Source organism: Agrobacterium genomosp. 13 str. CFBP 6927 (assembly GCA_900012615.1).
GTDB lineage: Bacteria > Pseudomonadota > Alphaproteobacteria > Rhizobiales > Rhizobiaceae > Agrobacterium.
This window is the reverse complement of the sequence record LT009756.1, coordinates 2,847,205-2,861,420: the sequence shown is the minus strand read 5'-3', so window position 1 is coordinate 2,861,420 and position 14,216 is coordinate 2,847,205. Positions and strand designations below refer to the sequence as shown.

The 14,216-nt window shown below is 58.4% G+C and carries 12 protein-coding genes; 10 read left to right on the top strand and 2 right to left on the bottom strand.

Annotation, left to right across the window (positions count from 1 at the left end; translation table 11 throughout):
- Positions 1-42: 42 nt before the first annotated feature.
- Together AGR13A_RS14065 and purH are read left to right on the top strand one after the other, a co-directional pair.
- Entirely contained in the window at positions 43-1,710 is a 1,668-nt protein-coding gene (locus AGR13A_RS14065; RefSeq protein WP_167377547.1) for a heparinase II/III family protein, read from the top strand.
- A gap of 154 nt (positions 1,711-1,864) precedes the next feature.
- Complete coding sequence (gene purH, locus AGR13A_RS14060) at positions 1,865-3,481, top strand: bifunctional phosphoribosylaminoimidazolecarboxamide formyltransferase/IMP cyclohydrolase (RefSeq protein WP_080836321.1); 1,617 nt, start codon at positions 1,865-1,867, stop codon at positions 3,479-3,481.
- A gap of 120 nt (positions 3,482-3,601) precedes the next feature.
- On the opposite strand, the gene AGR13A_RS14055 is transcribed toward purH, so the two are convergent.
- Entirely contained in the window at positions 3,602-5,134 is a 1,533-nt protein-coding gene (locus tag AGR13A_RS14055) for a UxaA family hydrolase (protein WP_080836319.1), read from the bottom strand.
- A 42-nt stretch (positions 5,135-5,176) separates the two neighbouring features.
- Complete coding sequence (locus tag AGR13A_RS14050) at positions 5,177-5,869, bottom strand: FadR/GntR family transcriptional regulator (protein ID WP_080836317.1); 693 nt, start codon at positions 5,867-5,869, stop codon at positions 5,177-5,179.
- A gap of 258 nt (positions 5,870-6,127) precedes the next feature.
- Between AGR13A_RS14050 and AGR13A_RS14045 the strand changes: the two genes are divergently transcribed.
- The 8 genes from AGR13A_RS14045 (at position 6,128) to AGR13A_RS14010 (ending at position 14,181) form a co-directional block, all read left to right on the top strand.
- On the top strand, positions 6,128-7,693 hold the full coding sequence (locus tag AGR13A_RS14045; protein ID WP_080836315.1) for a sugar ABC transporter ATP-binding protein: 1,566 nt from the start codon (positions 6,128-6,130) through the stop codon (positions 7,691-7,693).
- A gap of 8 nt (positions 7,694-7,701) precedes the next feature.
- A complete protein-coding gene (locus AGR13A_RS14040; protein WP_035221922.1) occupies positions 7,702-8,724 on the top strand; it encodes an ABC transporter permease in 1,023 nt (340 codons plus the stop codon).
- A 75-nt stretch (positions 8,725-8,799) separates the two neighbouring features.
- Entirely contained in the window at positions 8,800-9,741 is a 942-nt protein-coding gene (locus AGR13A_RS14035; RefSeq protein ID WP_035221920.1) for an ABC transporter substrate-binding protein, read from the top strand.
- Positions 9,742-9,856: 115 nt separating this feature from the next.
- Positions 9,857-10,870 (top strand): aldo/keto reductase, encoded by a 1,014-nt coding sequence (locus AGR13A_RS14030; protein WP_080836314.1) that lies wholly within the window; start codon positions 9,857-9,859, stop codon positions 10,868-10,870.
- A 4-nt stretch (positions 10,871-10,874) separates the two neighbouring features.
- The gene (locus tag AGR13A_RS14025; RefSeq protein ID WP_080836312.1) at positions 10,875-11,696 is read left to right on the top strand and encodes an amidohydrolase family protein; all 822 of its coding nucleotides are present in this window, start codon (positions 10,875-10,877) and stop codon (positions 11,694-11,696) included.
- 3 nt (positions 11,697-11,699) lie between these two features.
- Positions 11,700-12,710, top strand: a complete 1,011-nt coding sequence (locus AGR13A_RS14020; protein ID WP_080836310.1) for a zinc-binding alcohol dehydrogenase family protein — start codon at positions 11,700-11,702, stop codon at positions 12,708-12,710.
- On the top strand, positions 12,707-13,840 hold the full coding sequence (locus tag AGR13A_RS14015) for a mannitol dehydrogenase family protein (RefSeq protein ID WP_080836308.1): 1,134 nt from the start codon (positions 12,707-12,709) through the stop codon (positions 13,838-13,840). Before AGR13A_RS14020 ends, AGR13A_RS14015 begins: the two co-directional genes overlap by 4 nt.
- Positions 13,841-13,851: 11 nt before the next feature.
- On the top strand, positions 13,852-14,181 hold the full coding sequence (locus tag AGR13A_RS14010) for an L-rhamnose mutarotase (RefSeq protein WP_080836306.1): 330 nt from the start codon (positions 13,852-13,854) through the stop codon (positions 14,179-14,181).
- Positions 14,182-14,216: the final 35 nt, after the last annotated feature.

The following is a 14,216-nucleotide window of genomic DNA, read 5'->3' as shown; positions in this document are numbered from 1 at the left end:
GTGAACGGGAAACACAGCTTGTTAGGGTCCTTCGCAGGCAGCATGAATGCGGCCGGTCTTCTTTCACGGATGGCGTATCGGCATCTGTGTGTCGGCCTCACTCCTTTGCGCCTGCATCTATCGCGGTTTGCCAATCGTGTTCCCGATGGGCTGGTGGCAGCGCCCACCGATCTCAGGGCCATCGACCCTTATTTTGCCGAGGAACTCCTGCACGGCCGCATAGCGCTTGCTGGTCGCGTGGTTGAAACCGGCGGCCTGTCGCCATTTCAGGTGGATTATCCTTCGCTGGTTTTCGAAGAGCGGCTACATGCGTTCGGCTGGTTGCGGCATATCCGTTCCGACAGATCGAGCGAGGCGTGTAAGCGCGCCCGCCGCATCGTTGCCGAGTGGATCGCCATCAATGGCAAGCGGCTCACCGGCACAGCCTGGTCACCGGAGATTGCGGCGCAGAGGTTGATCGCCTGGCTGTCCCACTCCCCCGTCGTTCTATATGAGGCTGACGCGGGCTTTTACCGCCGCTTTCTGAAAAGCCTTGCCTTTCATGTCCGTTATCTCGACAGGATCGTGAAACACGCACCCGATGGGGAAGCGAGGCTGCGGATCAGGATTGCTCTGGCCATGGCCTCCATCGCCATGCCCACCCGCCTTTCCCGCATTACCCGGCATGGAATGAAGCTGGCTCAGGAAATGGAACGCCAGATTCTTCCCGACGGCGGTCATGTTTCCCGTAATCCGCGGGTCATGCTGGATCTGCTGCTCGATCTTTTGCCGCTTCGGCAAAGCTATATCAATCTCGGCCACGACCTGCCGTCCGGGCTTGTGCCGGCGATAGACCGCATGTTTCCGGCAATCCGGTTTTTCCGGCATCAGGGCGGGGATCTGGCGCTGTTTAACGGCGCGACGGCCACGCTTGCAAATGAACTTGTCTCCGTGCTCCGTTATGATGAAACGGCGGGCCGGCCCTCCAAAGTGTTGCCCGATGTGAATTATCATCGGCTTGCGACCGATGATACCGTCATCATTGTGGATACGGGCTATCCCGGTTCGGCGGAGCTTTCACGCAACGCCCATTCGGGGTGTCTGTCTTTTGAGATGTCCTGCGGCAAGAACAGGTTCATCGTCAATTCCGGCTTTCCCAAAAATGCAGCACCGGAATATCAGCGGGCCAGCCGGTCGACGGCCGCCCACTCCACCGTGACACTGGCGGACACCTCGTCTTGCAGGCTGTCGCGTTCGAGACTGCTTGGACCCATCATGGTTTCCGGTGTCAGCCATGTCGATAGCCGGCGCGGAGCGGATGGAAACGGCAATGATGTCCTGTGGGCGTCACATGATGGATATCTGCAGAATTTCGGCTGTTATCACGAGCGGGAAATCGAATTGAATGCAGCGGGAACGAAGATAAAGGGCCGCGACCTGCTGCGTGCCGACGAAAATGCCGTGAAAGCGCAATTGCAGTCGGTTTCGGCCGTGTCGCGTTTCCATATCCACCCTCATATCCAGCTGCATCAGCGGGATGAGGAGTCGGTTTATCTGGAGGCGGCGGACGGAACGACCTGGCTGTTTTCGGCACCGGGACTGGAGCTTTTCGTCACCGAGGATGTCTTTATGGCCGATGCCTCCGGCATGCGGCCCTCGCAGCAGATCGAGCTGCCTTTTAACCTCGCCAATACGCGCGAAATCCGCTGGCTCATCGAACGCAGGGCCTAGACGATTCCGGGCGGGTTTCAGGCAAAAACCGCCCTTAGTTTACACCGTTCCTCGTTACCGCTGTTTATTAATACGGCAAGCTGTGTTAACGCGGCGGCAATTGCTGGATCAATCCCAGTCCAGCCTGTCCTCCCCGTTGAACGGAGTATGCCTGATGGCTGTCGTGTCCAAAAAAATCCCCGCGCCCGATAAGGTCAAAATCCGCACGGCGCTTCTTTCCGTGTCCGACAAGACGGACATTATCGAGCTTGCGACGGTTCTGTCGAAGCTCGGCGTCAAGCTCCTGTCGACGGGCGGAACGGCAAAGGCCATCGCGGATGCGGGCCTGCCGGTGACGGATGTTTCCGACGTGACCAATTTTCCGGAGATCATGGACGGCCGCGTGAAGACCCTGCATCCCAACGTGCATGGTGGGCTTCTGGCGATCCGGGATGATGCGGACCATGTCGAGGCTATGAAGGCGCATGGTATCGAGGCGATCGATCTCTCCGTCATCAACCTTTATCCCTTCGAGGAAGTGCGCGCCAAGGGCGGCGATTATCCGACAACGGTTGAGAATATCGATATTGGCGGCCCGGCGATGATCCGCGCTTCCGCCAAGAACCATGCCTATGTCACTGTTGTTACTGACCCATCCGACTATCCCGCTCTGGTGGAAGCCCTGCAGGCCGATGATGGCCAGACCTCTTACGCGCTGCGCCAGACATTCGCCGCCAAGGCCTATGCCCGCACCGCCGCTTATGACGCGGTGATTTCCAACTGGTTTTCCGAGGCGCTTTCCATCGAAACACCGGATTACCGAGCCATCGGTGGCGCGCTGAAGGAAAAGATGCGCTATGGCGAGAACCCGCACCAGAGCGCCGGCTTTTACCTGACCGGTGAAAAGCGCCCCGGCGTCGCAACGGCAACGCTGCTTCAGGGCAAGCAGCTTTCCTACAATAACATCAACGATACGGATGCGGCTTACGAGCTTGTGGCGGAGTTCCTGCCGGAAAATGCGCCGGCTGTCGCGATCATCAAACACGCAAACCCCTGCGGCGTCGCAACCGGTCCCACACTTGCCGAAGCTTACCGGCGGGCGCTGGCGTGCGATTCCGTATCTGCCTTTGGTGGCGTCATCGCCTTGAACCGCACGCTCGATGCGGAAACGGCGGAAGAGATCGTCAAGCTCTTCACGGAAGTCATTATCGCGCCTGACGTAACCGAGGAGGCCAAGGCAATCATTGCCCGCAAGCCGAACCTTCGCCTGCTGACCGCCGGTGGTCTGCCCGATCCGCGCGCGGCGGGCATTACAGCCAAGACCGTTTCGGGTGGTCTGCTGGTGCAGAGCCGCGACAATGGCATGGTCGAGGATCTTGAGCTGAAGGTTGTCACCAAGCGTGCGCCGACGCCGCAGGAGCTTGAAGACATGAAATTCGCCTTCAAGATCGCCAAGCATGTTAAATCCAACGCCGTGATCTACGCCAAGGACGGGCAGACGGCTGGTATTGGCGCTGGCCAGATGAGCCGGGTCGATTCCGCCCGTATCGCCGCTCAGAAGGCGGAAGATGCGGCCAAGGCGCTGGGGCTTGCCGAACCGCTTACACGCGGTTCCGCCGTGGCCTCGGAAGCGTTTTATCCCTTCGCCGATGGTCTGCTTGCTGCGATTGCCGCTGGTGCTACCGCTGTTATTCAGCCGGGCGGCTCGATGCGCGATCAGGAAGTGATCGATGCGGCGAATGAGCATAATGTAACGATGGTGTTCACAGGCATGCGCCACTTCCGCCATTGAGCCAATATCGTCAGTACAAATAGAAAAGCCCGGAAAGCAATTTCCGGGCTTTTTGTTTCACGTGGGACAATCGGGATTTCTCGAATGTAAACCCGTCATTGCCTTTTTATCTGAAGTGCTTCAGGTCACCGCTCCCACCTGCCATGGCACGAATTCATTGTCACCATAGTCGTAAATCTCACTGACTGTCTTGTCGCCCGAAGCCACTGCGAGAATGTGTTCAAAAATTCGTTCGCCGGATTCCTCGATGGTCTCAGCGCCGGTGACGATCTCGCCGCAGTTAAGGTCCATGTCTTCCTTCATGTGTTCATACATTTCGGAATTGGTGGCGATCTTGATGCAGGGCGCAGGCTTGAACCCCGAAACGGAGCCGCGGCCGGTGGTGAAACAGATGACGTTGCAGCCGCCAGCAACCTGGCCGGTGACGGCAACGGGATCGTAGCCAGGCGTATCCATGAAAACGAAGCCCTGTTCGGTCACGGTTTCCGCAAATTCATAAACGGCTTTCAGCGGCATGGAGCCGCCCTTGGCGACCGCGCCCAGCGATTTCTCCAGAATGGTGGTGAGGCCGCCGAGCTTGTTGCCGTGGGACGGGTTGTTGTTCAGCTCGTCGCCGTTGCGCGCGGTGTAATCCCGCCACCAGTCAATGCGCTGCAAAAGCTTTTCGGCGACCGCGGGCGTGACGGCTCGCTTTGTCAACAGGTGCTCGGCACCGTAAATTTCCGGGGTTTCGGAAAGAACGGTGGTGCCGCCGTTGCGGACGATGAGGTCGGAGGCATAACCCAGAGCCGGATTGGCGGATATGCCGGAGTAACCGTCAGAACCGCCGCATTCCAGCGCCACTTTCAGTTTTGAAAGCGGTTGTTTGGTCCGCTTGGCAGCATTGACCATTGGCAACATGGCCCTGATCTCGGCAATTGCCGCATCGATCGTCTTGCGCGTACCGCCGTGCTGCTGAATGGTCATGGTGCGCAGCCGCTCACCCTCTTCCATCTTGTAATGTTCAAGAATGGGGGCGATCTGGTTGGTTTCGCAACCGAGGCCGATCAGCAGAATGCCGCCAAAATTCGGATGGCGCGCGTAACCCTGAATGGTCCGGATCAGGAGGCGATACCCTTCCGATTTGGTATTGAGCGCACAGCCGCCGCCATGGGTGAGAGCCACGACGCCATCGACATTGTCGAAACCGTCAAGTCCGCCCTGCTTGTTGAAATAATCGGCGATGTAACGCGAGACCGTGGCGGAACAGTTCACCGAAGCGATGACGCCGATATAATTGCGCGTGCCGACGCCGCCGAGACCACGATCATAGCCCATGAAGGTGCGGCGCTCGGTTTCCGGCACCATGCCCTTTTCTTCGATATCGACACTGAACTGATGGGCGTGTTCAGATGGCACCATGGCCAGATTGTGCAGATGCACGTGCTTGCCGGGCTCGATATCCTGGGTGGCGATACCGATCACCTGCCCGTATTTCAGCACCTCGTCTCCGGACCGGATGAATTTCAGGGCCACCTTGTGTCCACGCCCGATCAGTTCACGGGCCGTCAGATCGCCCCTGCCCGTCGCACCACCGGCCGGAATCGACCGGCGCGCCACCGCGACATTGTCGTTGGCGTTCAGCAAAATGGTTGCCTCGAAATTCTCACTCACGGGTTTTCCTCCTCCCGGTATATTGCCTGCTATATTTTAGATTCAGCTATCCACCCAGCGCCTCTTGGAGCCTTCCAGATGGATGTGCATGGTGGCCTGCGCCAGCAGCGGGTCCTTCAGCTCCAGAGCCGCCAGAATTGCCTCGTGCTCCTGAAGAGCAAAGGCCCATGTGTCGCGATCTTCGAATTTCACGCGCAGCTGGGCCGAAATGGGGCTGTGGCGCTCATCGAAGAGGTTCGCCACCAGCCGCGCCAAAACGCTGTTTCCGGACTGCTCGGCAATAGTGACGTGAAACAGCCTGTCCTGATCCAGAGGCTTGCGTCCCGCCTCTATTTCCTTCTGCATGGTGTTCAGGATCTGACGAAGGCTGGCGATTGTTTCATCGGTCATGCGGCCTGCCGCCAAAACGATAGTCGCGCCCTCCAGTGCGGCCCGTGCCTGCATCAGTTCAGATGGGCTATCGCCCAGTGACTTGGTGTGATGGGTCGTCTGAAGGGCCTCTGTCGACACATAAACGCCGGAACCCATGCGAATTTCAACCGTGCTGTCGATTTCAAGCGCTATCAGCGCTTCGCGCAGGGACGGCCTTGAAACGCCAAGTTTCTGCGCCAGCTCCCGCTCTGCCGGAAGCCGGGTTCCGGGAAGAAACTCGCCCAAATCGATGAGCTCGCGTATCTGGTCCGCAATCTGCTGATAAAGCCTGCGTGGTTCCGCTATTTTGGCCTGACCATTCATGTGTTTTCTAATGAGCCCTGTCTGCGATCTATATTTGGCCTTACCGTAACGCCAAGCGTGTCAATACGCAAGAAATTACTTAAATATATGAATTTAAAGTATTATTATGAATATCGCTGCTAGGTAATCCTACGCACCTTCGAAGCCATTTTTCAAGTTTTGACCAAATTGGCTTGACCATTCGAAAAAACCGGCCTAACCATTCGGCCTGTTCATGATACCCCGGTGGAGCGGGGAGCACGGCTGGGAGGTTTTCAGATGTCGCAGGGCGCATCGACAATTCGGGGCGATTTTTCGCCTGAGAAGAAGGCGCGCGGCGAGCGTTCCGTTCTTCTGCGTCTCGACAATATCAGCAAGGAATTTCCGGGCGTCAAAGCGCTGTCCAACGTGCATTTCGATTTGCGCAGCGGTGAAGTGCATGCCGTCTGCGGTGAAAATGGTGCGGGAAAATCGACGCTGATGAAAATCGTCAGCGGGGTTTATCAGCCGAGTGACGGCACCATTCTGCACAAGGGCGTCAAGGTGCAATATGCATCGCCGCTGGAGTCCGAAGCCGCCGGTATCGCCATCATTCATCAGGAACTGAACCTCGTTCCGCATCTCTCCGTAGCCGAGAACATTTATCTTGCGCGCGAGCCGCGCCGCGGTTTCCTCGTTGACCGCAAAAAGTTACGCCTTGACGCCAAGCGCTGTCTCGACCGGCTGGGCGTCGATATCGACCCAGATCAGATTGTCCGCGGTCTTTCGGTTGCTCAATGTCAGATGGTGGAGATCGCCAAGGCGCTGTCTCTCGATGCTGAAGTCCTGATCATGGATGAGCCGACCTCCTCGCTGACCGAGCAGGAAACACGGCTCCTGTTCAAGGTCATTCGCGACCTCAAGGCATCCGGCGTCGGCATTGTTTATATTTCTCACCGCCTTGATGAAATGGCCGAGATCGTCGACCGGGTAACGGTTTTGCGCGACGGACGCTATATTTCGACCGATGATTTCGCCTCGATCACCGTTGACGATATCGTCACGCGCATGGTGGGACGTTCGCTGGAGGACAAATTCCCCGAGCGCACATCAAAGCCATCGGAAGACGTTATCTTCTCCGTTGAAGGGCTGACGCGGGCGGGCATATTCCAGGATATCTCGTTTTCCCTGCGGCGCGGCGAGATTCTGGGTTTTGCCGGATTGATGGGGGCTGGGCGCACTGAGGTGGCGCGCGCGATCTTCGGAGCCGATGCGCTGGACAGCGGGAAAATCGTATTTGAAAGCCGCGAGCTTTCCATTCGCTCACCGCAGGACGCCATCAGGGAAGGCATCGCCTATCTCTCGGAAGACCGCAAAAGTGATGGTCTCGCCATCAAGATGTCGGTCGCCGCCAACACAACGCTTGCCAATATAGGCGAAGTGTCCAACCGTTTCGGGCTGATCGATTTCAAGAAGCATGACGATGTCGCCAGGCGTTATGTCGACCTTCTGAATATCCGCACCCCATCGATCGAACAGACCGTGCGGCTGCTTTCGGGCGGCAACCAGCAGAAAATCATCATCGGCAAATGGCTGTTCCGGCAGTCGCGTGTGCTGTTCTTCGATGAGCCGACGCGTGGCATCGATGTCGGCGCGAAATTCGCGATCTACAAGATCATGGACGAGCTGGCCGCGCAGGGCATCGGCGTCATTCTCATCAGTTCGGAACTGCCGGAAATTCTGGGTCTGACGGATCGTATCGCCGTTTTCCATCAGGGCCGCATCACGGGCGTGCTCGAAACCGCCAAGACCAATCAGGAAGAAATCATGCGTTATGCGTCCGGTTACGGCCGGGCCGCGCAGTGAGGAACGACATGGCCAATATTGCAGAACCCAAGAAGAGCTTCGCTGTCAGCGACCGCCAGAAGGATATTATCCAGAAATTTGCGGCGCTTGGCAGCCTCTTTGCGCTTGTCGCGGTCTTTTCCGCAACCAGCAGTGCATTCTTCACCGTCAATAATGGCATGACGATCGCGCTGCAGGTGACCTCCATCGCCCTGCTCGGTATCGGCGCAACCTGTGTCATCATCACCGGCGGTATCGATCTGTCCGTGGGTTCGGTGCTTGCGCTTGCCGGTGTCGTTGCCGCCCTTGCGGTAAAGGAACTCGGCATGCCGGTGCCGATCGGCATGTTGCTCGGCATTCTCACCGGATCGCTCTGCGGTCTCATCAACGGTCTTCTGGTCACGCGTTTCAAGCTGCCGCCCTTCATCGCCACCCTTGGCATGATGCTGATCGCCCGTGGCGTGGCGCTGCAGATCACCGGCGCGCGCGCGGTCTCCGGCCTCGGTGAATCCTTCGGCGAACTCGGCAATGGCGCCCTCTTCCGCATCGTCAATATTGGTGACGACGGCTTTCCGAATGTTGTGTTTCCCGGCATCCCCTACCCCGTTATCCTGATGGTGGTGATTGCGCTTGCGGTTTCCTTCATGCTCAACCGCTCGATCCTCGGCCGTCATATCTATGCCGTTGGTTCCAATGCCGAAGCCGCACGCCTTTCCGGTGTCAACGTCGCCCGCGTTACCAATTTCACTTACATCCTGTCCGGCACACTCGCAGGCTTGACCGGCTGCGTGCTGATGTCGCGCCTCGTCACTGCCCAGCCGAATGAGGGCGTGATGTATGAGCTGGACGCCATTGCCAGCGCCGTTATCGGCGGCACATCGCTGATCGGCGGTGTGGGCACGATTTCCGGCACGGCCATCGGCGCCTTCGTCATCGGCATCCTGCGCAACGGTCTCAATATGAATGGCGTTTCCGCCTTCACGCAACAGATCATCATCGGCCTCGTCATTCTGGTCACCGTCTGGATCGACCAGCTGCGCAACCGCCGCTGATCAAAGGGCTGCGGACCCTTTCCGCAAAAAAGATCGGCAGGGGAGGCCCGGTATGCCGACATCACGGAGGAAGAAATGAAGAAAATTGCGACTGCCCTTCTGACATCCGCAATTGCGCTGTGGAGCGTTTCCACCGTGCAGGCCGGCGAAATCGCCGTCATCGTCAAGACCGTGAATTCCACCTTCTGGCAGAACGTCCAGAAGGGCGCTGACGCGGCGATGAAGAATTCTTCCGGCAATACCATGACCTTTCAGGGTCCGGCTGCCGAATCGGCCATCGCCGATCAGGTCAACATGGTCGAGAACGCCATCAACCGTAAGGTCGCGGGCATTGTTCTCGCACCTTCCGATCCGGACGCACTGGTTCCTGCCGTCAAGAAGGCCTGGGAAGCCCGTATTCCGGTGGTTCTGATCGACTCGCAGCTCGCAAAGGGCTCGGAGCAATATTACCAGTCGTTCCTGGCGACCGACAACAAGAAAGCCGGCGAACTGGCAGCGCAGGCACTGATCGACAAGGTGGGCAAGGAAGGCAAGATTGCCGTCATGTCCTACGTGGCCGGTGCCGGCTCGGAAATCGGCCGTGTTGGCGGTTTCACCGACTACATCCAGATGAATTCCAACCTGAAGATTGTCGGTCCTTTCTATTCGCAGTCGCAGATGGCGACCGCGCTGAACCAGACCACCGACGTTCTGGCTGCGAATTCTGATCTGAAGGGCATTTTCGGCGCCAATGAGCCAACGGCAATCGGCGTCGGCCGTGCGCTCGCCCAGAGCGGCAAGGCCGGTAAGGTCGTTGCAATCGGTTTCGACGGCAACCAGGACCTTCAGGGCTTCGTCAAGGATGGTACGCTGGCCGGCATCGTCGTTCAGGGTTCCTATCAGATGGGTGAAAAGGGCGTGGAGACCATCTCCAAGCTCATCAACAAGGAAAAGGTTGAGAAGTTCGTCGACACCGGCGTCGTTGTTGTCACCAAGGACAATGTCGACAAGCCGGAAGCCAAGAACGTTCTTTATTGACGCATGACGGCGCGCCGCCCCGGCGGCGCGCCTCAAAATCTAGAGATGCGGGGTCCCAGGCGAAAACCGCGTGTTATTTTTCGCTATCCCGCTCTGCAAATCAGAAAGCTCCGCGATGAAAGTTTCCGATACACGTAAATTGCCGCGCCGCGCCGTCGAAGTCACGGTCATGGGCCTCGGATGTGCCCAGATGGGTAACCTCTATCGCGTCACGCCCTATGAGGAATCCAAGGGCGCCTTCGACAAGGCATGGGAAAGCGGTATTCGCTATTTCGATACCGCGCCTTTTTACGGTTATACGCGCTCGGAACGCCGTCTTGGAACCATGGTGACGGAGCACGATCGTGTTGAATACATGCTCAGCACCAAGGTCGGTCGCGTCATGGTTCCGGATGCAACAGTTGGCCCGGAGGAGGACGCCTATATTGCGCCCCTGCCCTTCAGGCCGGTCTATGATTATTCCTATGATGGTATCCTGCGTTCCTTCGATGCGAGCCAGCAGCGGCTCGGTGTTCTGAAGCCGGATATTCTTTATGTGCACGATATCGGCTCCTACACGCATGGCGAAAAGCAACAGCATTACTGGGAGCAGTTGACCACCGGCGGCGGGTTCCGGGCGCTTGGCAAGCTGCGCGAGGAAGGATCGACAGGCGCCGTCGGCCTCGGTGTCAATGAATGGGAAATCGTCCGGGATGCCATGGATGTTTTCGACATCGACGTCGCCATGCTTGCCGGTCGTTATACGTTGCTGGAGCAGCAGAGCCTCGATTTCATGAACCGCTGCGCGCAAACCGGCGTCGCGATTGTGGTCGCAGGCGCTTTCAATTCCGGTATTCTGGCCGGCAACCGCAAATTCAACTATGCCGATGCGCCTGCCGACATCATCACGCGCGTGGATGCGCTGCAGGGTGTCTGTGACGAACTTGGCGTGTCCCTGCAGGCAGCCGCGCTGCAATTTCCGCTTGGGCATCCGGCGTCCGTTACGGTCGTCTCCGGTGCTCGCAATGCGCAGCAGCTCGCGTCAAACATCGAATGGTTCGAGCAGGCGATCCCGGATGAATTCTGGGCGGAGCTGCAAAAGCGCGGCCTGATTTCCGAAGGCACACCTGTGCCGGGCGGAAAGGCCTGAGGCGATGGTCATCGATGCCCACCAGCATTTCTGGCTGATGAAGGATCGTGCCGGGCAATGGCCGCCGCCATCTCTGGCTGCCATCTATCGGGATTTCCTTCCGGACGATCTTTCGCCTCTGCTGGCCAAGGCCGGCGTCTCCGGCACGGTGCTGGTGCAGACGATGGAAGACGCGGCCGATACGGATTTCATGCTGGAACTGGCGGCGAACACGGATTTTATCAAGGGTGTGGTCGGCTGGGTGGACATGAAGTCGGCCGATGCGGCGGTGGAAATTGCCCGCCGCGCAAAACATCCTGTCTTCAGGGGTGTGCGCCCGATGTTGCAGGGCATGGAAGATGTTGCCTGGATTGACGATCCGGCGCTCGGCCCTGCCGTGGACGCGCTGGTGAACCATGGTCTGGTGTTCGATGCGCTGGTGTTGCCACCGAATTTGCCGCATCTCCTGTCCTTCGCCCGCCGGCATCCGCAATTGCCTGTTGTCATCGATCACGGTGCGAAGCCGCTGATCGCCAGCGGTCACTATCGTGAATGGCGCAGGGACATGGCGGCTCTGGCGGCTCTTCCCAATCTCCATTGCAAGCTTTCCGGCCTGTTGACCGAGCGCGGCGAACTGAAGCCCCAAGCGGTGCGGCCCTATGCAGAAACCATTCTGGAGCTGTTTGGCGGCAACCGCGTGATCTTCGGCAGCGACTGGCCGGTGTTGCGGCTGGCCGGCGATTATCAGGAATGGCTGGATTTCTGCCGCGATATCGTCCCGGTAGAGGACCATGCGGCGGTCTTTGGTGGCAACGCCATTCGTTTTTATTCCCTTTCTGACAGGTGATGCATGCTGGCGATTTTCTGTGACACTCCCGGTCAACTCAGCGCCAAGGATCTGCCGAAACCCGTGCGTGGCGAAGGTGAAGTCTTGGTGCGCATTCGCCGCATCGGCGTCTGCGGCACGGATCTGCATATATTCACCGGCAATCAGCCCTATCTTTCCTACCCGCGCATCATGGGACACGAGCTTTCGGGCACGGTGGAAGAAGCGCCTGAAGGCAGCCAGCTTGCGGCGGGCGATGTTGTTACTGTCATTCCGTATATCTCCTGCGGCGCGTGCAGCGCCTGCCGGAAGGGCAAGAGCAATTGCTGCCGCAATATCGGCGTGCTCGGCGTTCACCGCGATGGCGGCATGGTCGAATATCTGAGCATTCCGCAACAATTCGTGCTGAAAGCGGATGGTCTTAGCCTTGATCAGGCTGCGATGACCGAGTTTCTGGCGATTGGCGCGCATGCCGTGCGACGTGGCGCGGTCGAAAAGGGACAAAAGGTTCTGGTCGTGGGTGCCGGCCCGATAGGCATGGCGGTGGCGGTTTTCGCCGTTCTTGACGGCGGCGAGGTGACCATGATCGATGGGCGCACCGACCGGCTGGATTTCTGCAAACGGCATCTGGGCGTTGCCCATACGGTGACGCTTGGCGAGGGCGACAGGGACAGCCTCTCGGATATTACCGATGGCGATTTCTTCGACGCGGTTTTTGACGCGACCGGAAATCCCAAAGCCATGGAACGCGGTTTTTCCTTCGTCGGCCACGGCGGTTCCTATGTTCTGGTTTCCATCGTCGCCAGCGATATCAGCTTCAACGATCCGGAATTTCACAAGCGTGAGACGACGCTGCTCGGCAGCCGCAACGCCACGCCGGAGGATTTTGAGCGGGTGTTGCAGGCGCTGCGGGAAGGCAAGGTATCGGAAGCCCTCATCACTCACCGCATGACACTTGCCGATGTGCCTTCCAAATTCGCCGGGCTGACCGATCCGAAAGCCGGAGTCATCAAAGGCATGGTGGAGGTCGCATGACAGCTGGTACACCCATCCTGCAATTCGGCACCAGCCGCTTTCTACTGGCGCATGCGGATCTGTTTATTTCGCAGGCGTTGGATAAGGGCGAGGCTCTCGGGCCTGTTGCGATTGTCCAGACAACGGGCAATGCGGAAAGCTTGAAGCGCGTTGCGGCGCTGAACAGCGGCGCGCCATACCCCGTGCGCATTCGTGGAATTCGCGACGGGCAGGAGGTGGACGAGGAAATTCAAGGCAAGGCTGTTGCGCTGGCACTGACGGCGGATACGGACTGGACCGAGGTTCGGCGCATTGCCTGCGTGGCCGAGGTCATCCTGTCCAATACCGGTGATCGCGGTTATGAGCTGGATTCGTCCGATGGACCGGCGCTTGCCGACGATTTGGCGCTCGTGCCGAAGAGCTTTCCGGCCAAGCTCTGCCTGCTGCTGCTGGAGCGTTTTCAGACCAATCCGGAAGCGACATTGTCAATCTTCCCCTGCGAGCTTGTTCCCCGCAATGGTGACCGGTTGAAGCAAGTCATTCGCCAGCTGGCAGATGAATGGCAGTTGCCGGCGGGGTTCGCCTTTTATCTGAATGAAAAATGCCGCTTCGCCAATAGCCTGGTGGATCGCATCGTCTCCGAGCCCATCGATCCGGTTGGTGCGGTTGCCGAACCCTATGCGCTTTGGGCGATCGAAAAGCAGGAAGGTCTCGTTCTGCCCTGTATGCACCCGGCAGTGGTGCTAACTGACGATCTTGACCACTACGAAAAGCTGAAACTGTTCCTGCTCAATCTCGGCCATTCCTATCTGGCGGAACGCTGGTTGCAGGATGCGCGGGCAAAGGACGAGACGGTGCGTCAGGCAATGGCCGACGGTGCTCTTGTTGCGGATCTGGAAACGCTCTGGCGAGACGAGGTTTTGCCGGTCTTTGCGGCGGAAGGCATGGGAGATGAGGCGCAGGCCTATATTGGTGTGTTGCGGGAGCGTTTGCGCAATCCCTTTCTCGCGCATCGGCTGGCTGATATCGCCGGCAATCATGATGAAAAGAAGCGTCGTCGATTCATCCCGATCATCGCTGCTGCGGAACGGCTGGGATTGGGCCTGCCGCAGCACCGGCTGCGCGCCGCGCTTGCCACCATCAAGCAATAACGGAGTTTTTCATGCAACGCATGGGCATGGTCATAGGCGTCAAACCGGAGATGATCGCGGAATATAAAAGGCTGCACGCTGCCGTCTGGCCGGAGGTTCTGGCGCTCATCAGCGACTGCAATATCCGCAACTACACAATTTTCCTGCGTGAGCCGGAAAATCTGCTGTTCGGCTACTGGGAATATCACGGCAGCGATTTCAGCGCCGACATGGCGAAGATGGCCGCCAGTCCCAAAAACCAGGAATGGTGGTCCTTCACCATTCCCTGCCAGCAACCGCTCGAAAGCCGAAAGGAAGGCGAGTGGTGGGCAATGATGGAAGAAACCTTCCACCACGATTGAACGATTTCCTTTGACACTGACCGCGAGTGAACGGC

What these genes read in the sequence shown, in the direction of transcription:
- AGR13A_RS14065 (WP_167377547.1), top strand. Translation starts at nt 43, where the DNA reads ATGAATGCGGCCGGTCTTCTTTCACGGATGGCGTATCGGCATCTGTGT.
- purH (WP_080836321.1), top strand. Translation starts at nt 1,865, where the DNA reads ATGGCTGTCGTGTCCAAAAAAATCCCCGCGCCCGATAAGGTCAAAATC.
- AGR13A_RS14050 (WP_080836317.1), bottom strand. Translation starts at nt 5,869, where the DNA reads ATGAATGGTCAGGCCAAAATAGCGGAACCACGCAGGCTTTATCAGCAG.
- AGR13A_RS14045 (WP_080836315.1), top strand. Translation starts at nt 6,128, where the DNA reads ATGTCGCAGGGCGCATCGACAATTCGGGGCGATTTTTCGCCTGAGAAG.
- AGR13A_RS14040 (WP_035221922.1), top strand. Translation starts at nt 7,702, where the DNA reads ATGGCCAATATTGCAGAACCCAAGAAGAGCTTCGCTGTCAGCGACCGC.
- AGR13A_RS14035 (WP_035221920.1), top strand. Translation starts at nt 8,800, where the DNA reads ATGAAGAAAATTGCGACTGCCCTTCTGACATCCGCAATTGCGCTGTGG.
- AGR13A_RS14030 (WP_080836314.1), top strand. Translation starts at nt 9,857, where the DNA reads ATGAAAGTTTCCGATACACGTAAATTGCCGCGCCGCGCCGTCGAAGTC.
- AGR13A_RS14025 (WP_080836312.1), top strand. Translation starts at nt 10,875, where the DNA reads ATGGTCATCGATGCCCACCAGCATTTCTGGCTGATGAAGGATCGTGCC.
- AGR13A_RS14020 (WP_080836310.1), top strand. Translation starts at nt 11,700, where the DNA reads ATGCTGGCGATTTTCTGTGACACTCCCGGTCAACTCAGCGCCAAGGAT.
- AGR13A_RS14015 (WP_080836308.1), top strand. Translation starts at nt 12,707, where the DNA reads ATGACAGCTGGTACACCCATCCTGCAATTCGGCACCAGCCGCTTTCTA.
- AGR13A_RS14010 (WP_080836306.1), top strand. Translation starts at nt 13,852, where the DNA reads ATGCAACGCATGGGCATGGTCATAGGCGTCAAACCGGAGATGATCGCG.